The organism is Nocardia sp. NPDC024068, assembly GCF_040638875.1.
In the GTDB taxonomy this organism is placed as follows: Bacteria; Actinomycetota; Actinomycetes; order Mycobacteriales; family Mycobacteriaceae; genus Nocardia.
This window is the reverse complement of record NZ_JBEZYU010000010.1, coordinates 110430-131186: the sequence shown is the minus strand read 5'-3', so window position 1 is coordinate 131186 and position 20757 is coordinate 110430. Positions and strand designations below refer to the sequence as shown.

The following is a 20757-nucleotide window of genomic DNA, read 5'->3' as shown; positions in this document are numbered from 1 at the left end:
GATCGGCACCTCCGGCTGTGCTCAGTGCGAGACGCGGTATTCGGGGGCCGCCGGTTGCGTATTGGCAGGTCCGAGCGGAGCCGGGGAGTGCGCGGGCGGTGAGGTCGCGGGATGCAGGAGGAAGTAGCAGAACACCGCGGTGGCCACGACAGCGAGCACCGCGGACAGCAATTTGCCGGTGACGGCGGCCAGGTGGACGGCTCGGGTGTTCATGGGACCTGCTTCCGGTGCGGTACCCGTGTGTCGTCGGAAACGCGCCGATCATTACCAAGCTGATGGCGACCGTCACAGAAGAGGCAGCGTCCGGTCTGCGCCAGAGTGTCCGGTCAGCCGGGCGCGACCTGGCATTTCGGGCAGAAGTAGATCCCGCGCTCCCGCCGGGCCACCCGGTCGTTGCGCGGCGCCGTCTCACCCAGCATCTCGACCCGGAGCGGGGTCCCGCAGCGCCGGCACGGCCACCGGGCGCGACCATAGGCCAGCGGCCGCCACGGCGGCTCGTGCGCGGCCCGGTGCAGTACCCGGTGGGCCTCGTTCACCAGCGCGGGCAGATCATCGACGGCCCGGACGGGTAGCGCCGGGTGGACCTTGCGCAGGTAGCAGATCTCGCTGCGATAGATATTGCCGATCCCGGCGAGATTGCGCTGATCCAGGAGCGCGAGTCCGATCGGGATATCGGCCTCGCGCCCCAGCCGGTCCACCGCCTCCGCCGGATCCCAGCCGGCGGCCAGCAGATCGGGGCCGAGATGGTCGACGGCGGTGTGCTCGTCGGCGCGGCGCAGGACCTCCACCAGTCCGAGGTCGAATCCCACCGCCTCCGATTCCTCGGTGCCCAGCACCACCCGCGCGCTGACCCGCGGCTTGGTCCAGCGCTGGCCGCAGTGGAAGATCCGCCAGCTGCCCTCCATCTTCAGATGGGAGTGGATGCTGACCGTATCGGTGCGGATGAACAGGTGTTTGCCGTAGCTGCCGACACTGTCCACGATCTGGTCACGCAGATCGACGGTCGCGTAGCGGGGCACCCGGAAATCGCTGCGGATCAGCGTCCGGCCCTCCAGGGCGGCCCGGAGCCGGCCCGCGGCGAGGAATACGACGTCACCCTCGGGCATCGAGGTTCCGTTCCCGCCCGCATCGGGGCCCCGGGCGGGGGCCGGGGCCGCGGGGCCGGGTCATCGGCGGCCTCGCAGCCGCAAGCCCTGCGGGGTCGCGCTGAAACCGGCCTCGGCGAGGAAACCGGCGAAGGTGTTGCCGTGCACCGATTCGCCGTCCACCCGGTCGATGACCAGCGAATCGATGCGTCCGTCGCGGACCAGACCGGCGAGGGCACGTGCCGCGGCCTCCCGGGCGGCAGGGTCTTCGGTGCAGGTGAGCAGGGTTTTTCCGCCGCGTTCCAGATACAGCACCAGATCGCCGTCGACCAGGACCACCAGCGCGCCTGCCTTACGCCCCGGGCGGTGACCGGCCGCACCGGGGGTCTTCGGCCAGGGCAGCGCGGCGCCGTACGGGTTGGCCGGATCGCAGGCGGCCAGTGCCAGTGCCACCCCGGACGGTCGCCGGTCGCCGTCGAAGGAACGCAGCCTGTCCACCACATCGGTGGTCGAGAACTGGGCACCGCCCAGCGAGTCGATGAAATAGCCGCGCCGGCAGCGGCCGCGGTCCTCGAATTCGCTGAGCACGCGGTACAGGAGCGCGAATCCACCCGGAACGCCCTCGTTCTGTACCGAGCCCTTGGTCACCACTCCGTAGCGTTCCAGCAGCAGGTCGGCGGTGGCATGGGCGCGCACGGTGTTGTCGGTGATCCGGTCGGGCAGCAGCGACCAGCGTCCCGCGACCGTCGGCGGCCCGGATCTGGTCGGCAGGGCGGGACGGGGCAGGTAGGTGCGGCCGCGGGGCGCGCGCCGGGGTGTGCGATGGCTGGCCGGTGTCCGGGTGGTTCCGGCCAGCCGGGCCCGGACCGGGGCGAAGGTGTCGCCGGACACCAGACCCGCCCAGACCAGATCCCAGAGGGCCTCGGCGACCCGGGGATCATCGAGGAGGCCGGTCGCGTCGGCGAGCTGCCGGAAGAAATACGCGCCGCCCCCGGACAGTATCGCGGGCGGGCGTATCGGCTGCTCGGCACCTTCCGGGGTGGCTTCGGCACGCGCACCCGTACCGGATGCGGGGTCGGAGATGCCTCCGGCTGCCGGCGTCCACGCGCTCGGATCGGCTCCCAGCGCGGTGAGCAGGGTGAGGTGGAGGTCGGTGAACTCCAGGTCATCGGGCGGCGGCAGGGTCAGCGGCGCCTGGTCGGCCGGGTGCAGCGCGATCCAGCCGTCCTTGGTGTTGATCGCGCCGTGCCCGGACCAGCGCACCTCGCCGGTGGCCATCAGTTCGTCCAGCAGTGCCGGGCTGTAATCGCGTACCCGCGCGGGCAGGATCAGCGACTCCCAGGCCGAAGCGGGGGCGGGTACCCCCGCGAGCTGATCCACCACCGCGGCGACACCGTCCAGACCGCGCAGATCGGTGCCGCCGACGTGTTGCCAGTCGGGCAGGAAACGGCCCAGCGCCGCGGTGGCGACGGGTTCGATCTCGTGCCGGGCCGCGGCCAGGCTGCGCCGCCGCAACCGCCGCAGGACCTCGCTGTCGCACCATTCCGACCCGCCGGCGTCCGGGGTGAATTCGCCTTCCACGACGCGTTTCTCGGTGACCAGCCGGTGCAGCGCGGTGGCGGCGACGGCGGCGCCCAGACCGAACCGCCGCGCGACCGCCTCGGTACCGAACGGACCGTGGGTGCGGGCATAGCGGGCCACCAGGTCGCCGAGCGGGTCGGCGACCGGTTCGATGAACGCGGCCGGGGTCCCGATCGGCAGCGGGACTCCCAGCGCGTCGCGCAGCCGGGCGGCGTCCTCGATCGCCGTCCACCAGACCCGCCCCGCGTAGGACACCTCGAGCGCGCGCCGCGCGGCCGCGAGCTGCGCGAACCAGTCCGTGGGGTCGTCGCGGCACCGCTGCCGGGCCTCGTCCGGGGTGAGGGGGCCGAGCAGCCGCAGCAGATCCGCCAGACCTTCCGCGTCGCGGGCGGCGCGCTCCGGGGTCAGTCGCTGGAGTTCCCGCTCGGTTTGTGCGATCACCTCGCCGTCCAGCAGCTCCCGCAACTCGACCCGGCCGAGGAGTTCGGCCAGCAGCCCCGAGTCCAGGGACAGCGCCGCCGCACGGCGTTCGGCGAGCGGGCTGTCGCCGTCGTACATGAACTGGCCGATGTAATCGAACAACAGTGCGTTGGCGAAAGGGGAGGGGGTGGCGGTCTCCACCTCCACCAGGCGTACCTGGCGGCGGGCCACCCGCCCGAGCAGCTCCCGCAACGCCGGCAGGTCGTAGACGTCGCGCAGGCATTCGCGCACGGTTTCCAGCAGAATCGGGAAGTCGGGGAATTTCCGTGCCACATCCAGTAATTGGGCCGACCGCTGGCGCTGCTGCCACAGCGGTGCGCGCCGGCCGGGATCACGGCGGGGCAGCAGCAGCGCGCGGGCCGCGCATTCGCGGAAGCGCGAGGCGAACAGGGCCGAACCACCCACCTGTTCGGTGACCAGATCGTCGATTTCGTCGGGTTCGAAGACGAACAGTTCGGCGCCCGGCGGTTCGTCGGTGGTGTCGGGCAGCCGGACCACGATGCCGTCGTCGGAGGCATTCGGCGCGGCGTCCACGCCGAAGCGCTCCCGTAGGCGGGAACCGACCGCCAGCGCCCACGCCGCATGCACCGGCATTCCGTAGGGGGAGTGCAGGATCAGCCGCCAATCGCCCAGTTCGTCGCGGAACCGTTCGACGACCAGCGTGCGGTCGGTGGGCAGACGGCCGGTGGACGCACGCTGGTCATCCAGCAGTGCGCGCAGATTGCCGATCGCGTTCTCGTCGAGCCCGGCGGCGGCGGTGCGGGCGGTGAAATCCGCCCCAGAGGTATCGGATCCGGCATTGCGAACGAATTCGCCCAGTGCGGCGCCGAGTTCGGCCGGCCGGCCCAGCGAATCCCCGTGCCAGAACGGCAGCCGGCCGGGATGCCCGAACGCGGGCGAGACCAGAACCCGGTCGTAGGTGATGTCCTCGATCCGCCAGCTGGTGGCGCCGAGCGCGAATACATCGCCCACCCGCGATTCGTACACCATCTCTTCGTCCAGTTCGCCCACCCGCGAGGCCTTCTCACCCACCATGTACACCGCGAACATGCCGCGGTCGGGGATGGCGCCGCCGGAGGTCACGGCAAGGCGCTGCGCGCCCGGGCGCCCGGTCAGGGTTCCGGCATCGCGATCCCAGACCAGTCGGGGCCGCAGTTCGGCGAACTCGTCGGAGGGGTAGCGCCCCGACAGCAGATCCAGCACCGCCTCGTAGGACGAACGGGGTAGCGCGGCGTAGCTTCCGGCGGCGCGCACGGTGTCGAACCAGGCGTCCACATCCTGCGGCTCCAGCGCGCAGGCCGCGACGGTCTGCTGGGCCAGGATGTCCAGCGGATGCGCCGGAATCTTCAGCGCCTCGATCTCTCCCGACAGCATGCGCTGCGCCGCCACCGCGCAGTGCACGACATCGGTGCGGTGTTTGGGAAAGAGCACACCGCGCGATATCTCGCCCACCTGGTGGCCGGCGCGGCCGACCCGCTGCAACCCGCTCGCCACCGAGGGCGGCGCCTCCACCTGAACGACCAGGTCCACCGCGCCCATATCGATACCGAGTTCGAGGCTGCTGGTGGCCACCACACAACGCAACCGACCGCTTTTCAGGTCGTCCTCGATGAGCGCGCGCTGCTCCTTGCTCACCGAGCCGTGGTGGGCGCGCGCGAGCAGCGTGTCCGCGCCGTGGCTCACCTCGGTGGACGGGCCGAGCTGGGCCGGCGGGGCGTGCGCGGTGTCGAGACCCTCGCCGAGCCGATCGGCGTAGGTCTCGTTGAGCCGGGCGGTGAGCCGTTCGGCCAGCCGCCGCGAATTGGCGAAGACGATCGAGGACCGGTGCGCGAGAACGAGGTCGACGATGGACTCGTCCACATGCGGCCACAGCGAACCGGGCTGTTCGGAATCACCCGGTTCGGTCATATCCGGGATGGGCACCCGGACCGACAGGTCGAAGGTCTTGGGCGCGGGCGGATTGACGATGGTGATCGGCGCCGAACCCACCAGGAACCGGCCGACCTCCTCGGGCGGGCGCACCGTCGCGGACAGCCCGATCCGCTGGACCGGTGTTTCGGTGAGGGTGTCGAGCCGGGCCAGCGAGAGCGCCAGATGCGATCCGCGTTTGGATCCGGCGATGGCGTGCACCTCGTCGACGATGACGGTCCGCACCCCGCGCAGGGTGTCGCGGGCGGCCGAGGTGAGCATCAGGAACAGCGATTCGGGAGTGGTGATGAGGATATCGGGCGGCGTGCGCTGCAGCCGCCGGCGCTCCTGGGTGGTGGTGTCCCCGGAACGGACGCCGACGCTGATCTCCGGGGCGGGCAGCCCGAGCCGCCGGGCCGTCTGACGCACTCCCACCAGCGGCGCGCGCAGATTGCGTTCCACATCCACCGCCAGCGCCTTGAGCGGGGAGATGTAGAGCACCGAGGTGCTCTCCGGCGGTGGTTCGGCGGCGAGCCGGTCGATGGCCCACAGGAACGCGGACAGGGTTTTCCCCGACCCGGTAGGGGCGATGACGAGGGTGTGTTCCCCGGCCGCGATAGCGCGCCACGCGCCCAGTTGAGCGGCCGTCGGCGCCGGGAACGCGCCGTCGAACCACTGCTGGGTGGCGGGGGAGAACTCGGTCACGGAATCCAGTGTGCACCCGGCCACCGACAGGCGACCGGGTGCCACGACGAGGTGTTTACGCCGGCCGGGTCAGGTCGGGGGCCCCGTCCACCATTTCGGGGAGATCGGGATCGAGGACGGGAGGTCCGTGCAAATCGGGGGCGCGGGAATCGCGGACGAGTCCGGCCAGCCGGACCAGATCCTCGGTGGTCACGCCGCCGACGGGCCGGAATTCCCGGTCGAGCCTGCGGCGGAGGAATTCACTACGAGATATTCCCAGCAGATCGGCTTGCCGGTCGATTTCGTCGATCACTGCGCCGGGCACGGCCCGGATGTGGATATCTGTCATTCCTCGATCACCTCCTGCTCGGCAGCGGGCACGGGACCGGCGCCGGCATGATCACGGAGCCGGCGACCGGTGACAGTCCGGTGTTTCTATGCTGCGACAGTGCCTGGTGTTCGCAAACTCGAGTTGATCTCCCACGGTGTCACCGAGGCGTTGCGGGTGGCGCGCTTCCCGTCCGACGAACCGCTGACCCCGGCGGGGCGCGCGGCGCTGGCGGAGCGGGCTGTCGAACCACCGGCGAACGCGCGGGTGCTCGCGGGCCCGGAGCGGCGGACCAGAGAGACCGCCGAGGTTCTCGGCTTGGCAGCCGCGCCACTATCGAGGTTACGCGATCTCGACGCCGGTGCCTGGTGTGGTGCGCAACTTCGTGATGTGGCGCCCGGCGAGATGAGCCGCTGGCTCACCGAACCCGGGTACCGCGGTCATGGTGGCGAGTCGGTCCTGGATCTGCGCGAGCGGGTCGGCGGCTGGCTCGGCGACCTCGCCCGCGACCCGGTCACCACGACGATCGCGGTGACCCATCCGGCGGTCGTCCGGGCGGCCTTGATCCTCGTGCTGGACGCCGCGCCGGAATCGTTCTGGCGGATCGATGTGGCTCCGGGCAGCCGGGTCCGGTTCCATCATCGTGGCGCGTGGACCTTGCGGTTGACCTGACACGGCGGCTGCCCGGACCCGGGGACTGTTGCGCGTTGCGCCCCGGCCGGTCAGCCCAGGGGCACCGAGGTGCCGCGGGAGAGGGGGAAATCCCGGAAGGTCATACTCGCCGGCACCGACCCGGCCGGGACCCCGTACACCAGATGCGTGCCCAGAGATTCGCCGGGCTGTAGCGACCGGGGGGCGGCCGCGGCGGCGGAGCGCACCGCGGTGGCGGTCACATCGGGGGCGAACGTGCCCCCCGCCGTATCGTGCAGTTCCTGTCCGAGCGGCATATAGGTCTTGGGGTCCGCGGCGATATTGCGGACTGTGAAACTGACCACCACGAACGTCCCCTCGGCCCGTTCGAGACCGACCGCCTGCACCCCCGATTCCACATTCCGTACGACGAACTCGAAGTTGCCGTCGCGGATCGGGTCACCGGGCCCCGGCGCGGGACCGGGGGCGCTGTCGCTCCCGCCGGTGAAGATCTGGAACGACCCGGCGCCGTCCACCAGCGCGGCCACACACCCGCCGATGAGGACCAGCGGGACCACGATCAGGACGAGCGGCCACAGCAGTAGCCGCGGGAACCGGCGCCGGCGCCGCCGGGGCGGGGCCTGCGTACGTCCGCGCGGGGGACGCCGGCCGGGTACGGCAGGGGTGGGCCTGCGCGGCCCCGGCACCGGGCCGACGGGCGGAGTCGGGCCCCCGTGGGTGCCCGCCCGGGGGTCGTACGGGGCCACTGGGGCGCCCGCGCCGCCGTAACCGGGCTCGAACCGGGTATAGGCACGGGTCGCCGGGTACGCGGGCTCCGGCGGGTGCGCGGGTGGCGCGTACTCCGTGTAGGCGAGGGTGCCGGGCAGGGCGGCTGCCTCGTAGCGCCGGGTCGCGGGCAGATCCGGTGCGGGCGCCTCGTAGCGGCGCGTGGCGGCGGGCGCCGTCCCCACGTCGTAGGCCCGGGTCCCGGGATGTTCCGCCGGTACCGTGCCGGCGGGCGCGCGTCCGGCCAGGGCATCGGCCGCGGCCCGGGCGAACTCGCCGGCGCCGGGGTAGCGGTGGCCGGGATCCTTGGCCAGCGCCCGGGCGATCACCCGGTCCAGCTCGGCGGGGATTCCCGGGACCACGGCGCGGACACTGGGCGGTGCGGCCGTGAGATGGTCGTGCATCTGCCGGGCGGGGTCGGTATCGCCGAACGGCCGCGCGCCCGCGAGGCTTTCGAACAGCACACAACCCAGCGAGTACACGTCGGCGCGGGCGTCGGTATGGCCGGTGAACCGTTCCGGAGCCATATAGGCCCAGGTCCCTACGGCCAGGCCGGAGGCGGTGAGCGCGGTGCTGCCCGCACCGTGCGCGATACCGAAGTCGATCAGATAGGCGAAACCGTCGCCCCGGACGACGATATTGGACGGTTTCACATCCCGATGGACCAGTCCCGCCCGGTGCGCGGCGTCGAGCGCGGTGGCGATCTGGGACACGATATCGACGGCGCGAGCGGGAGAGAGGGCACCGTCACGGCGCAGGATGCGGGACAGATCGTCGCCCTCGACGAAATCCATTTCGATGAAAAGCCGGCCGTCCAGTTCACCGTGCGCGTGGATCGGCACGATATGGCTGTCGTGTAACCGGGCGGCGAGTTCGGCCTCGCGTTCGAACCGGCTGCGATAGGTGGGGTCCGCGGCGAGTTCGGCGGGCAGTAGTTTCAGCGCGACCCGCCGCGCCGGGCGTCCCCCGGCGGGATCCGCGGTGGCCAGCCACACCTGACCCATTCCGCCCTGACCGAGCAACCGGTCGAGCCGGTAGCGGCCCAGTCGCCCGCCGGTCATGACCCATCCTTCCCGTCACCGTCGCCCCGCCTGTCCGCACCGGGCGAAGTGCTGCCGGCCGGGAGCGCGCCCGGCCGGTACACCGACCCTAACCGCGCGGGCCGTACGGGCACAGTGTGAGGTCACCGCCCGTGGGATCGCACACCGCCGTCCGGCGGTGGAGGCAGAGGGCGGCGGTTGTGCGAAGGTGACCGGATGGAAGCGATCGAGATCAACGCGGGCGCGTGGTATCTGCGTGCGCTGCGGGCCGACGACCGGATCGACGACCGGCCCGCGCTCGCGGCGGGCGGGGTGACCGATCCGGACCATGTGGCGCGCAGGAACGCGCAGTGGGACGCGGAAACCCATTTCTCGTGGGCGGTCTGCGACCCGGTGACCGCGGAACTGGCGGCCGAGATCGGGGTCACCCCGGCCGGGGACGGGACGGCGGTTGTCGACGGGTGGGCCCGGCCCGGGTACGAGCCGGCGCTGGACGCCGGTCTGGCGGCGGTTCGCCGGTTCGCCGAGGGCGCACTGGGATTACGTCTCGAAGCCTGACCGCCGTCGCGGCTCGGTTCGGCCTGCGCCGGACCGCCGCGCGGCTCAGCCCAGTTCGGTCAGCACGCGGTCCAGGGCGGCGACCGCCGCGACGAGTTCCTCGGGCGCGACGATCAGCGGCGGCCGGAACCGGATCCCGGACGGCCCGGTCCCGATCATCAGGACCCGCTCCCGCTCCCGCAGCGCGGCGAGTACGGCATCGCGGAACCCGCTGTCGGGCAGGGTGATCGCGCACATCAATCCGCGGCCGCGCGGTTCGGTGACCACCGGGTGGCGGTCGGCGAGGTCGCGCAGCAGATCGAGCAGTTGATTCCCCAGCAGGGCGGCCCGCTCGACCAAGCCGTCGCGTTCGATGACCTCGAGTACCCGCCGGGCCCGCACCATATCGGTGAGATTGCCACCCCAGGTGGAGTTGAGACGCGACGAGACGGCGAAGACGTTGTCGGGCACCTCGTCCACCCGCCCACCGGCCATGATCCCGCACACCTGCGTTTTCTTACCGAATGCCACCACATCCGGTTCGAGCCCCAACTGCTGATAGGCCCAGGTGGATCCGGTCATCCCGACACCGGTCTGCACCTCGTCGACGATGAACAGCGCGTCGTGGGTGTGGCAGAGCCGCTGCATCGCCCGCAGGAACTCCGCGCGCATATGACGGTCGCCGCCTTCACCCTGGATGGGTTCGGCGATGAAGCACGCGATGCCGTTGGGGCGGTCGGCGAATGCGCGGGCTGCCTGCTCGAGTGCCCGCTGCTCGGCCTCGGCGATATCGCCCGCGCCGCCGTAGCAGGGGGTTTCGATCCGGGGCCAGTCGAAGGCCGGGAAGCGCTCCGTTTTCACCGGGTCGGTGTTGGTCAGCGAGAGGGTGTAGCCGGTGCGGCCGTGGAACGCGCCGGTGAGATGCAGTACGCCGCCCTCCTGGCCGGGAAGGGTTGTGCGGCCGTGGCTCTCGTTGTGCCGGCTCTTCCAGTCGAACGCGGTTTTGAGCGCGTTCTCCACGGCGAGCCCGCCGCCGTCGATGAAGAACAGATGCGGTAGCCGCGGATCGCCGAGCACCCGGACGAAGGTGTCGACGAATCCGGCCATCTCCACGGTGTAGATATCGGAGTTGCTCGGTTTGTTCACTGCCGCCGTGGTCAATTCGTTGCGGAACCCGGCGTCGCCGGCCAGCGCGGGGTGGTTCATACCCAGCGCGCTGGAGGCGAAGAACCCGAACATATCGAGGTAGGAGGTGCCGTCCCGGGCGTCCACCAGCCGGCAGCCGTGCGAGGCGGGCAGGTCGAGAACCAGATCGAAACCGTCGGCGAGAATGCTCGCCGACAACGACTCGCGCACACGAGCGGCGGGGATTCGGCGGTGGGCCGTGCCATCGCCGTTGCCGGACCGTTCCAGTTCGATGGTCACATATCGACGGTACGGTAGCCGTAGCGGACTTGCCGGGAAATTTTCCTGACAAGTCCATAACAAGACGGAGTTGTTACGTGATCAATTACTTTTCGTAGAATGTCTGCAGGATGATGGTGCTCCGGGTGCGGACGTTGGCCGTCGCCCGGATCTGCTGCAGCAGCTGTTCCAGATGACGCGGCGAGGCCACACGGACGAGCAGGATGTAGCTCTCGTCGCCCGCCACCGAATGGCAGCCCTCGATACCCGGCACATTCTGCAGCAACGCCGGTGCGTCGTCGGGCTGGGACGGGTCGAGAGGAGTGATCGCGACGAATGCCGACAGTAACTGTCCCAGCGCCTCGGGGTCGATGTTCGCGGTATACCCACGGATCACGCCGCGCGCCTCGAGCCTGCGCACCCGGGACTGCACAGCGGATACCGAAAGACTCGCCTTCTCGGCCAGATTGGATAGGGTCGCCCGTCCATCGGACATCAGTTCCCGGATCAGCAGGCGATCGATCTCATCCAGGGCCGGTTTTGCCGGTGTTTCCGCCATCAGCGAAGGCTAACGTAGGCGACACACCGCCGGAACTCAGTTGTGAACGTTCATTCTCCGGCTGTGCCATTCGCGCAGCGTATTTCGTCCTGCCGAACCCGAGGAGTTCGCGATGACAGAGATCGACAGCGAGAACCCGGCCCTGGCCCCGGCCCACCGGACCGGGGATCTGTTGCGCACGATGGGGCTCGCCCGGCCCGCCACCGGTGACCTACTCGTCCGATGCCCGATCAACGGTGAGGTGCTGATCGGCCTGCGTCCGGACAGCCCCGACGAGATCGGCACCGCGATCGCCGACGCGGCGGCGGCCTTCACCGCCTGGCGCCTCGTCCCGGCGCCGCAGCGCGCCGCGGTGGTGCGTGAACTGGCCGCGCTGCTGCGCAGCCACCAGGACGAACTGGCCGAGCTGGTCACCCTCGAGGTCGGCAAGATACCGGCCGAGGCGCGCGGCGAGGTCCAGGAGATGATCGATATCTGCGATTTCGCGGTGGGATTGTCACGCCAGCTCTACGGCTACACCATGCCGTCGGAACGGCCGGGCCACCGGCTCATGGAAACCTGGCATCCGCTGGGGGTGGTCGGGGTGATCTCGGCCTTCAACTTCCCCGTGGCGGTGTGGGCCTGGAATACCGCGATCGCCCTCGTCTGCGGCGACACCGTGGTGTGGAAACCCTCGGAACGCACGCCCGTCACCGCACTGGCCTGCCACGGACTACTGCTCCGGGCGGCGCGCGCGGCCGGCGCCGACGAGCGGATCCACCGGCTGATCCTGGGTACCGCCGACGCGGGCGCACAACTGGTCGACGATGAACGGGTGGCGCTGGTCAGCGCCACCGGATCGGTCGCGATGGGCCGGAAGGTGGCGCCGCGGGTGGCCGCCCGATTCGGTCGCTGCCTACTGGAACTGGGCGGAAACAATGCCGCCGTCGTCACCCCGTCGGCCGATCTGGACCTGGCCGTTCGCGGTATCGTCTTCGCCGCCGTCGGCACGGCCGGGCAGCGGTGCACCACCCTGCGCCGGCTCATCGTGCACTCGTCTATCGCCGACGATCTGCAGGACCGGCTGGTACGCGCCTACCGGCAGCTGCGGGTGGGCAACCCGCTGGACCCCGGTGTGCAGGTCGGTCCGCTGTGCGCTCCCGACGCGCTCGACCGGATGCGCGACGCGCTGGACCGGGCCCGGCGCGACGGCGGCGACCTGCTCTACGGCGGCGACCCGGTGGTGCTCGACGAGTTCCCGGACGCCCGGTACGTCCGCCCGGCGATCATCCGGATGCCCGGCCAGACGGACGTGGTCCGGGAGGAGACCTTCGCGCCGATCCTGTACGTCCTCACCTACGACGATTTCGATACCGCGCTGGCACTGCACAACGGCGTCCCCCAGGGGTTGTCGTCGGCGGTGTTCACCACCGACCAGCGGGAAGCCGAACGCTTCCTCGCCGCCGACGGGTCGGACTGCGGGATCGCCAACGTGAACATCGGCACCTCCGGCGCGGAGATCGGCGGTGCGTTCGGCGGGGAGAAACATACGGGCGGGGGCCGGGAATCGGGGTCGGACGCGTGGAAATCGTATATGCGCCGCGCCACCAACACCGTCAACTACTCCCGCGACCTGCCCTTGGCGCAGGGCATACGCTTCTGAGCGGGGCTCAGGCCCCTGAGGCGCCGGGTACCGCGGGTGCCGACGTGGTCACGCCGAGCCGTGCGAAGAACTCGGTGACCGCGCGGTGGCCGATGCCCATACCGCGGGTGAGGATGCCGGGGTCGGTCTCGACGCTGCTGATATCGGGAGATCCGGCCGGCGGGTGGATCTGGTGGGCGGCGGGACCCATGGTGGCGATCACGCCGTCTTCCAGCGCCTGCTGGCCGGGGCGGGCCTTCCAGGCCCGGTAGGCACCGGGTGCGCTCAACCGCATATAGGTGCCGCCCACCAGGTCGTGCAGCCAGGGGGCCGGTGGGCGGCGCTCGTCGGCGCGGCGGGTACGCAGGATCAGGGCGTGGGTCGCGCCCGCCTTCAAGGCGGTGCGGATCGGGACCGTTTCGGAGAGACCGCCGTCGAAGTACCTGCGGCCGGCCAGCTCCACCGGGGGCCCGGCCAGCAGCGGCAACCCGGACGAGGCGCGCAGTGCGGTTTGCAGGGTCGGTTTGTCGACGATATGCGGATGCAGGTCGACCGGGCGGCCGGTGCGGATATCGGTGGCGATGGGATGGAAGGTGGTCTCGTTGGCCAGGATCGCGGGGAAGTCCATGGGATGCAGGCCGTCGTAGACCTTGTGCACGAGATAGTTCAGATCGAAGGCGGGGCGCCCCCGCAGCATCCGGGTGGGATCGATGGCCCGGCGCATGATCGCGGCGTCGGTCCACGCCTTCATTCCCCGTCCGGCCCGCCCGCACAGCAGCCAGGCGGCGTTGATGGCGCCCGCGGAGGTGCCGTAAACGGCATCGAATACCCGGGCGAGTCCCAGTTCTTCCAGTGCGTGCACCATCCCGCTGGAGTACACGCCGCGGCTGCCGCCGCCCTCGACAACGAGAACCAGCCGGAAGCTGTCGGACCGGCCACCGGATGCGAAACGGTCGCGGATCACCTCCGCGACCGTCGACTGTACTGCGCTCACCAGGTCACCATACGCCGGAGCGGGTGGCGATCATCGATCGCGCACCCGCTCCGGGGGCCTTGTGCATCAACTGTTGGTCCAGTCGTCGCATGCCGTAGCGCAGTGGTTCGCGGCCGGGCCCGGCCGCGCCGGTGCTACTTGATCTCGGCGAGGACCGTGCCCTGGGTGATGGCCGCGCCGGCCGCGACGTTGAGTCCGGTGACCACACCGGCCTTGTGCGCGTTGACCGGGTTCTCCATCTTCATGGCCTCGAGTACCACGATCAGATCGCCCGCCTCGACGGACTGGCCTTCCTCGACCGCGACCTTGACCACGGTGCCCTGCATGGGCGCGGTGACCGCGTCACCGGAGGCGGCGCCGCCGCCCGCGCCACCACGAGTACGCGGCTTGGGCTTCTTCCGGGTGCCCACGGCGGCGGGCGCGCCGGAACCGACGGAGAACTGGCCCGGCAGCGAGACCTCGACCCGGCGGCCGCCGACCTCGACCACGACCTTCTGCCGCGGTTCGTTGTCCTCGTCGGCGGGAGCGCCACCGGTGAACGGTTCGACGGTGTTCTTCCACTCGGTTTCGATCCACTTGGTGTAGACGTCGAACGATTCGCCGTCGCCGACGAACGCCGGATCCTCGACGATCGCCCGGTGGAACGGGATCACCGTGGCCAGCCCGTCCACATGGAACTCGGCGAGCGCGCGCCGCGCCCGCTCCAGGGCCTGGGTGCGGTTCTCGCCGGTGACGATCAGCTTGGCCAGCATCGAATCGAACTGGCCGCCGATCACACTGCCGGCCACCACGCCGGAGTCCACGCGCACACCCGGGCCGGTGGGCTCGGAGTACTCGGTGACCGGGCCGGGGGCGGGCAGGAAGCCGCGGCCCGCGTCCTCGCCGTTGATGCGGAACTCGAAGGAGTGGCCGCGCGGGGTCGGATCCTCGGTGATCTCCAGCTTCTCGCCGTTGGCGATCCGGAACTGCTGGCGCACCAGGTCGATACCGGAGGTTTCCTCGGTGACCGGATGCTCGACCTGCAGACGGGTGTTCACCTCGAGGAACGAGACGGTATCGCCCTGCACCAGGTACTCCACGGTGCCGGCGCCGTAGTAGCCGGCCTCCTTGCAGATGGCCTTGGCCGACGCGTGGATGCGGGCGCGCTGGTCGTCGGTGAGGAACGGCGCGGGGGCCTCCTCGACGAGCTTCTGGAAGCGGCGCTGCAGCGAGCAGTCGCGGGTACCGGCCACGATCACGTTGCCGTGCTGGTCGGCGATGACCTGCGCCTCGACGTGGCGGGCCTTGTCCAGGTACTGCTCGACGAAGCATTCACCGCGGCCGAAGGCGGCGACCGCCTCACGGGTGGCGGATTCGAAGAGCTCGGGGATCTCCTCGATGGTGTGCGCGACCTTCATACCGCGGCCGCCGCCACCGAACGCGGCCTTGATCGCGACCGGCACGCCGTACTGCTTCGCGAACTCGACGACCTCGTCGGCGTTCTTGACCGGGTCCTTGGTACCGGCGGCCATCGGCGCCTTCGCCCGCTCGGCGATATGGCGCGCGGTGACCTTGTCGCCGAGGTCGCGGATGGACTGCGGGGACGGTCCGATCCAGATCAGCCCGGCGTCGAGGACGGCCTGGGCGAAGTCGGAGTTCTCGGACAGGAAGCCGTAGCCGGGGTGGATGGCGTCCGCGCCGGATTTGGCGGCGGCGTCCAGGATCTTGTCGAAGACCAGGTACGACTCCGCTGATGTCTGCCCGCCCAGGGCGAAGGCTTCGTCGGCGAGCTTGACGAAGGGGGCGTCGGCGTCGGGTTCCGCGTATACCGCGACACTGCCGAGACCGGCATCCTTGGCCGCCCGGATAACGCGCACGGCAATCTCGCCTCGGTTAGCTACGAGTACCTTGGTGATCCGCGCGCTGGCATGGCTGGGCACTGAGCCTCCTGTTGCAATCTCTGTTGGTCGCTCTGCGGGATGGGCCGCGCCTCGGCTCCGCTCCCGCGGATCGGGGTCCGCTCGTCCGGGTCCGAATCAGGATCGGATCGCTTTGTGGGCTCCGTCTCCGTGGGTTCGGGTCCGCTACGCGGGCTCCGCGCCCGGGTCGACAAAATGTCTCCGGGCGAGTGTAGGCAGTCTGCCAACAAAGCCGGAACTCGGATAGCCCTACTCGCGAGTAGGTCACAGATCACAATAGATGCGTCTATGGCTGCGCCGGGAGTGCGGTCCGCGCCGGATTTCGCGCCCTACCTGCGGTGGCGCCGGTGATCCGGCCGGGAATCCGGAGGCGATCACCGGCCGGTGGCGATGGGCATCCGCACGGAGTTGCCCCATTCGGTCCACGATCCGTCGTAGTTGCGCACCGATTCCCGGCCGAGCAGATATTTGAGGACGAACCACGTATGACTCGAGCGTTCGCCGACCGCGCTGTAGACGGTCAGCGGGCCGTCGGCGTCCAGATCGCCGTAGATCGCGTCGAGTTCGGCCCGGCTACGGAACCGGCCGTCCGGGCCGAGCGCGCTCGTCCAGGGGATGTTGACCGCAGTGGGGATATGGCCGCCGCGCAACACCGTCTCGGCTCCGCCCTCGCCCGGGGCGCCCGCGTATTCCTGCGGCGAGCGCACATCCACCAAGGGTGCGCCGAGCGCGGCCAGGACATCCTCCCGAAAGGCACGGACGGTCGTGTCGTCCCGTTCCACCAGCGGGTATCCGCTACGGGACGGTTCGGGCTTCTCGAAGACGGTGTCCCGGGCCTCGGCGATCCAGGCGTCGCGTCCACCGTCGAGCAGGCGGACGTCGCGGTGGCCGAACATGGTCAAAACCCACAGCGCGTGCGCGGCGTGCGAGTTACCGTCATTGCCGTACAGCACGATGGTGTCGTGGTGTTCGATGCCTTGGGAGCGCATGAGTTCGGTGAAGCGCTCGCCATCGATATAGTCACGGGTCACCGGGTCGTCGAGGTCGCTGCGCCAGTCGAGCTTGCTGGCACCCGGAACATGGCCTATGCCGTAGAGGAGGACGTCGGCATTACATTCGATGATTTTCAAACCGGGGGTGCCGAGGTTTGCCGACAGCCACTCGGTGGTTACCAAACGGTGTGGGTTTGCGTACGAGCCGAAAGCGGGAGATGGGTCCGGGGCGACGGGCACGTTCAGGGTCCTTCACAGGAGGCGGGCAGTGCTGACGACGACAGGTTCGAGCCGCACCTTGGATAGTAAGTGTGACTTGACGTGAACTTGTTGCAGAGCACAGAGTCGGTGCAATGGGCGAATTAGTCGCACATGACTCCGATAAAGTCTCCCCGAAGGAGGGGTGAGCTATGTCTGATTCTTGGCCGCGGCGGCGCCTGCTCGCGATCCTCCGCGGCGCGAGCGAGCCTCTCGACGCCCAGCAGCTGGCCCAGGTCACCGGCCAGCACGTCACGACCGTGCGTTTCCACCTCGATATTCTCACGCGGGAATCGCTGGTGCGGCAGTTCCAGCAACCCCCGCGCGGCCGTGGCCGGCCCCGGATCGGCTACCGCGCCGTCCAGCGCACCATGGGATACCAGGACCTGGCCCAGGCGCTGGCCGACCAGCTCGGACCGGGTCCGCAGGAGCAGGCGGCGGCCGGACTGGCCGCGGGCCGGGCATGGGGCGGCAAACTCGATACTTCCGAGGAACCCATCGAATCGGTGCGCGAGGCCAAGGACCGTGTCGTCTCGCTGATGTCGGAGCTGGGCTTCGCCCCCGAACGTGATACCAGGGACGTCTCCGGCCGCGACCCGGAAGAGGGCGTGGTGGTGCGGCTGACCGCCTGTCCGCTGCGCGATCTCGCCCGGACCCATACCGAGGTCGTCTGCGGTGTGCATCGCGGTCTGCTGGACGCGCTGCTCGAGCGCGGTGGCGCGGCGGGCAGGATCGAGGCCGAGTTGCGGCCTTTCGTGGCCGAGGAGACCTGTGAGGTGCTGTTGCGGCGAGTGCCCGCCACGGAGCGTTCGCGGACCGAGCAACCGGTTTCGGCCACGCGCGTGGCCGCCGGCCAGGGCCGCATCGATCCCGCCGCGGGACAGGCGGCGCGGATGTCGCGGGTTTCCGGACAGGTGGTCCCGCCCGGGAGTCAGCTGCCGCCGGCCTCGGCCTCGGTGGACGGCGAGCCCCGGCCCGCATCCGGGCCGCTCACGCCCGCGGCGGGACAGCAGGGGGGACGGGTACTGCGCGGGGCTCCGCCGTCAGGGATGGCCGGCCCACAGTTGCGCGATACCGACGCCCACTTTCTGGAGCAGTCGGCGAAGCAGTGGTAGGCCGATGCCCACCACACTGGAGGGGTCGCCGTCTATCCGGTCGACGAACCAGCCGCCCAGCCCGTCGAGGGTGAAGGCGCCGGCCACCTGCAGCGGTTCGCCGGTCGCGATATAGGAGTCCAGTTCGGCCGGGTCCGGGGTGCCGAAATGCACCGTGGTGGCGCTGCAGTCGGTCACCTCCGCGATGACCGTGCCGTCACGTAGCCGGAGCACGCAGTGCCCGGTCACCAGATCCGCGTAATGCCCCGCCATCGCCTGCCAGCGGGCCCGGGCGACCTCCGGGGTATGCGGTTTGCCCTGGAGCTCGCCGTCGATCAGCAGCATCGAATCGCAGCCCACCACGACGAGGTCGTTCCCGAGGGAGGCGATCTCGCCGATGAGGGTCGCGGCCACCGCCTGCGCCTTGGCGCGCGCCAGTTCGACCACGATCTCCCGCGGTCCGGTATCGGCGGGGAGGGCGGCCGCGACGGCGTCCTCGTCCACATCCGATACCCGGACGACGGGTTCGATACCTGCGGCGCGCAGCACCGACCGGCGGGCCGGTGACGCGGACGCGAGGACCAGCCGGGTCACGTCGGGAGATCTCCTGGATCGGGTATCAGAAACGCAGGTGGGAGAGCTGCGGGTAGGAGTACGGCGAGAACGGGGAGTTGCCCCGGTGCAGCATGGTGGGCCGGCCCCACAGGTCTTGCGGGCCCGAATCGGCGGGTGCGGCGGCCGCGGCCGCGGCGCTGAATACGCAGACCAGTGCGGCGATCTCGGCGTCGGTCGGCGCGCCCTTCTCGATGACGAGGAAAGGCTGCCCGCTCCCGGTCGTCTCGGCAGCCGTGCTCGCGTTGTCCCCGCTCACGGTATCGACCGTCAGTTCGCGGGTGGCGAGGTCCAGTTCGGCTGCGGCCAACACCTCTTCTTCTGCCACAATCGTCACAGTGCCAGATCCTCTCTCTTGCCTGGATCGCCGCGCGCGTAGGCCGGCCGATCGTCGTGCACTGATCGCATACCCGAAATCAGTGTCCGGCCTACTGAGCGTATCGCTGGATCACAGCGGGATGTTGCCGTGTTTCTTCGGGGGCATGGTCACCATCTTGCGCTCCAGCAGGCTCAGCGCGGAGACGATCTGGCCCCGAGTGTGCGACGGCGGGATCACGGCATCCACGTAACCGCGCTCGGCGGCGACATAGGGGTTGACCAACGTGTCCTCGTACTCGTTCTGCAGTTCGAGACGCAGTTTGTCCACGTCAGCGCCATCCTTGGCGGCTTCGGCGAGCCGCTTGCGGTACACGAACCCGACGGCGCCGGAGGCGCCCATCACCGCGATCTGGGCGGTCGGCCAGGCGAGGTTCACATCGGCGCCCATATGCTTGGACCCCATCACGTCGTAGGCGCCGCCGTAGGCCTTACGGGTGATGATCGTGATTTTGCCCACAGTGGCCTCGCCGTAGGCGTAGAGGAGCTTCGCGCCGCGCCGGATGATGCCGTTGAACTCCTGCTCGGTACCGGGCAGGAAGCCGGGCACGTCGACCAGGGTGATGATCGGGACGTTGAAGGCGTCGCAGGTCCGCACGAACCGGGCGGCCTTCTCCGAGGCGTCGATATCGAGGCAGCCGGCGAACTGGGTCGGCTGGTTGGCGACGATACCGACGCTGCGGCCGTCGATCCGGCCGAAACCCACGATGATGTTCATGGCCCGCTCGGCCTGGATCTCGAGGAACTCGTCGTCGTCGAGCAGCCGGCGGATGACCTCGTGCATGTCATAGGGCTGGTTCGGCGAATCCGGGATCAGGGTGTCGAGTTCGAGGTCTTCCTCGGTGAGGGAGTCCTCGATCGCACCGGCGATCGGATCGGAGGCCGGGAAGCGGGGTGCCTCGGCACGGTTGTTACTGGGCAGGTAGGACAGCAGATCCTTGACGTAGTCGAGGGCGTCCTGCTCGCCGGAGGCCACGTAGTGGGCGGTTCCCGACTTCACCATATGGGTGTGGGCGCCGCCCAGCTCCTCCATGGTGACCTCTTCGCCGGTGACCGTTTTGATGACGTCCGGGCCGGTGATGAACATCTGGCTGGTCTCGTCGACCATCACCACGAAGTCGGTGAGCGCGGGCGAGTACACGTGGCCGCCCGCGGCCGCGCCCATGATGAGCGAGATCTGCGGGATCACGCCGGAAGCCTGGATATTGCGGTGGAAGATCTCGCCGTAGAGGCCGAGCGAGACCACGCCCTCCTGGATGCGGGCACCGGCGCCGTCGTTGATGCCGACCAGCGGGCGGCCGGTTTTGAGCGCGAGGTCCATGACCTTCACGATCTTCTCGCCGTACACCTCGCCGAGGCTGCCGCCGAAGACGGTCGAGTCCTGGCTGAACAGGCAGACCTCGCGGCCGTCGATGGTGCCGTATCCGCTCACCACGCCGTCGCCGAGCGGCCGCTGCTTGTCCAGGCCGAAGTTGACGCTGCGGTGCCGGGCCAGGGCATCGAGTTCGACGAAGGAACCCTCGTCCACCAGGGCGAGAATGCGTTCCCGCGCGGTCATCTTGCCCTTGGCGTGCACCTTGTCGACCGCGGCCTCACCCATCGGATGCTTGGCCTCTTCGAGCCGGTTCCGCAGGTCAGCCAGTTTGCCGGCGGTGGTGTGGATATCGGGCGCACCTGCCGAATCCGGCGTGGGCTGCTGCTGGACACTCGTCATGGCTCGGAGTGTAACCAGAGCCCTACCGGCCTGTTAACCCACATCTGGCTACTGGTCAGTAGTGCCTGGTCGGGAAAACCCCAGGTGGGTACGTCGTAGACGCCTCTTATGTTGATCGTGAATCTCCCTGGTGACCTGTCACGACGTCCTTCCCGGCGGGTTGTACGGCGGGTACCG

At 69.9% G+C, this 20757-nt stretch carries 17 protein-coding genes; 4 read left to right on the top strand and 13 right to left on the bottom strand.

The window, feature by feature from the left end; genetic code table 11:
• Positions 1–21: 21 nt before the first annotated feature.
• From AB0F41_RS12505 to AB0F41_RS12490, 4 genes are all read right to left on the bottom strand, one after another.
• The gene (locus AB0F41_RS12505; RefSeq protein WP_357422985.1) at positions 22–213 is read right to left on the bottom strand and encodes a hypothetical protein; all 192 of its coding nucleotides are present in this window, start codon (positions 211–213) and stop codon (positions 22–24) included.
• A gap of 113 nt (positions 214–326) precedes the next feature.
• A complete protein-coding gene (locus AB0F41_RS12500; protein ID WP_357422983.1) occupies positions 327–1106 on the bottom strand; it encodes a DNA-formamidopyrimidine glycosylase family protein in 780 nt (259 codons plus the stop codon).
• Positions 1107–1166: 60 nt separating this feature from the next.
• On the bottom strand, positions 1167–5759 hold the full coding sequence (locus tag AB0F41_RS12495; RefSeq protein ID WP_357422981.1) for an ATP-dependent helicase: 4593 nt from the start codon (positions 5757–5759) through the stop codon (positions 1167–1169).
• A gap of 55 nt (positions 5760–5814) precedes the next feature.
• Positions 5815–6087, bottom strand: a complete 273-nt coding sequence (locus AB0F41_RS12490) for an antitoxin (RefSeq protein ID WP_357422979.1) — start codon at positions 6085–6087, stop codon at positions 5815–5817.
• Positions 6088–6186: 99 nt separating this feature from the next.
• On the opposite strand from AB0F41_RS12490, the gene AB0F41_RS12485 reads away from it, so the two are divergent.
• Positions 6187–6738: a histidine phosphatase family protein gene (locus AB0F41_RS12485; RefSeq protein WP_357422977.1), complete on the top strand. Its 552-nt coding sequence runs from the start codon at positions 6187–6189 to the stop codon at positions 6736–6738.
• Between the two features lie 50 nt (positions 6739–6788).
• Here AB0F41_RS12485 and AB0F41_RS12480 read toward each other — a convergent pair whose 3' ends face one another.
• Positions 6789–8543, bottom strand: coding sequence for a serine/threonine-protein kinase (locus tag AB0F41_RS12480; protein ID WP_357422975.1), 1755 nt, complete (start codon positions 8541–8543; stop codon positions 6789–6791).
• A 195-nt stretch (positions 8544–8738) separates the two neighbouring features.
• Here AB0F41_RS12480 and AB0F41_RS12475 point away from each other — a divergent pair, with 195 nt between their 5' ends.
• The gene (locus tag AB0F41_RS12475; protein ID WP_357422973.1) at positions 8739–9080 is read left to right on the top strand and encodes a hypothetical protein; all 342 of its coding nucleotides are present in this window, start codon (positions 8739–8741) and stop codon (positions 9078–9080) included.
• A 45-nt stretch (positions 9081–9125) separates the two neighbouring features.
• Here the strand turns inward: AB0F41_RS12475 and lat are convergent, their stop codons facing one another.
• Both lat and AB0F41_RS12465 read right to left on the bottom strand, forming a co-directional pair.
• Positions 9126–10484 carry an L-lysine 6-transaminase gene (gene lat, locus AB0F41_RS12470; protein WP_357422971.1) on the bottom strand — a complete coding sequence of 453 codons (1359 nt, stop codon included), beginning with the start codon at positions 10482–10484 and terminating at the stop codon, positions 9126–9128.
• A gap of 85 nt (positions 10485–10569) precedes the next feature.
• Positions 10570–11022 carry an Lrp/AsnC family transcriptional regulator gene (locus AB0F41_RS12465; protein WP_357422969.1) on the bottom strand — a complete coding sequence of 151 codons (453 nt, stop codon included), beginning with the start codon at positions 11020–11022 and terminating at the stop codon, positions 10570–10572.
• Positions 11023–11203: 181 nt separating this feature from the next.
• On the opposite strand from AB0F41_RS12465, the gene AB0F41_RS12460 reads away from it, so the two are divergent.
• On the top strand, positions 11204–12664 hold the full coding sequence (locus AB0F41_RS12460) for an aldehyde dehydrogenase family protein (RefSeq protein WP_357423015.1): 1461 nt from the start codon (positions 11204–11206) through the stop codon (positions 12662–12664).
• 7 nt (positions 12665–12671) lie between these two features.
• On the opposite strand, the gene AB0F41_RS12455 is transcribed toward AB0F41_RS12460, so the two are convergent.
• The 3 genes from AB0F41_RS12455 to AB0F41_RS12445 form a co-directional block, all read right to left on the bottom strand.
• Positions 12672–13637, bottom strand: a complete 966-nt coding sequence (locus tag AB0F41_RS12455; protein ID WP_357422967.1) for a patatin family protein — start codon at positions 13635–13637, stop codon at positions 12672–12674.
• A 134-nt stretch (positions 13638–13771) separates the two neighbouring features.
• Positions 13772–15556 carry an acetyl/propionyl/methylcrotonyl-CoA carboxylase subunit alpha gene (locus AB0F41_RS12450; RefSeq protein ID WP_357422965.1) on the bottom strand — a complete coding sequence of 595 codons (1785 nt, stop codon included), beginning with the start codon at positions 15554–15556 and terminating at the stop codon, positions 13772–13774.
• A 353-nt stretch (positions 15557–15909) separates the two neighbouring features.
• On the bottom strand, positions 15910–16767 hold the full coding sequence (locus AB0F41_RS12445) for a sulfurtransferase (RefSeq protein ID WP_357422963.1): 858 nt from the start codon (positions 16765–16767) through the stop codon (positions 15910–15912).
• Between the two features lie 170 nt (positions 16768–16937).
• Here AB0F41_RS12445 and AB0F41_RS12440 point away from each other — a divergent pair, with 170 nt between their 5' ends.
• A complete protein-coding gene (locus tag AB0F41_RS12440; RefSeq protein ID WP_357422961.1) occupies positions 16938–17900 on the top strand; it encodes a transcriptional regulator in 963 nt (320 codons plus the stop codon).
• Here AB0F41_RS12440 and AB0F41_RS12435 read toward each other — a convergent pair.
• The 3 genes from AB0F41_RS12435 to AB0F41_RS12425 all read right to left on the bottom strand — a co-directional run bounded on the left by AB0F41_RS12435 (position 17829) and on the right by AB0F41_RS12425 (position 20580).
• Entirely contained in the window at positions 17829–18473 is a 645-nt protein-coding gene (locus AB0F41_RS12435; protein WP_357422959.1) for a nucleoside triphosphate pyrophosphatase, read from the bottom strand. The genes AB0F41_RS12440 and AB0F41_RS12435 overlap by 72 nt on opposite strands.
• Positions 18474–18498: 25 nt before the next feature.
• Positions 18499–18828, bottom strand: coding sequence for an acyl-CoA carboxylase subunit epsilon (locus AB0F41_RS12430; protein ID WP_357422957.1), 330 nt, complete (start codon positions 18826–18828; stop codon positions 18499–18501).
• Between the two features lie 111 nt (positions 18829–18939).
• Entirely contained in the window at positions 18940–20580 is a 1641-nt protein-coding gene (locus tag AB0F41_RS12425; protein ID WP_357422955.1) for an acyl-CoA carboxylase subunit beta, read from the bottom strand.
• Positions 20581–20757 lie beyond the last annotated feature (177 nt).

Coding starts and splice junctions, on each gene's coding strand:
- AB0F41_RS12505 (WP_357422985.1), bottom strand. CDS start 213: ATGAACACCCGAGCCGTCCACCTGGCCGCCGTCACCGGCAAATTGCTG.
- AB0F41_RS12500 (WP_357422983.1), bottom strand. CDS start 1,106: ATGCCCGAGGGTGACGTCGTATTCCTCGCCGCGGGCCGGCTCCGGGCC.
- AB0F41_RS12490 (WP_357422979.1), bottom strand. CDS start 6,087: ATGACAGATATCCACATCCGGGCCGTGCCCGGCGCAGTGATCGACGAA.
- AB0F41_RS12480 (WP_357422975.1), bottom strand. CDS start 8,543: ATGACCGGCGGGCGACTGGGCCGCTACCGGCTCGACCGGTTGCTCGGT.
- AB0F41_RS12475 (WP_357422973.1), top strand. CDS start 8,739: ATGGAAGCGATCGAGATCAACGCGGGCGCGTGGTATCTGCGTGCGCTG.
- AB0F41_RS12465 (WP_357422969.1), bottom strand. CDS start 11,022: ATGGCGGAAACACCGGCAAAACCGGCCCTGGATGAGATCGATCGCCTG.
- AB0F41_RS12460 (WP_357423015.1), top strand. CDS start 11,204: ATGGGGCTCGCCCGGCCCGCCACCGGTGACCTACTCGTCCGATGCCCG.
- AB0F41_RS12440 (WP_357422961.1), top strand. CDS start 16,938: ATGTCTGATTCTTGGCCGCGGCGGCGCCTGCTCGCGATCCTCCGCGGC.
- AB0F41_RS12425 (WP_357422955.1), bottom strand. CDS start 20,580: ATGACGAGTGTCCAGCAGCAGCCCACGCCGGATTCGGCAGGTGCGCCC.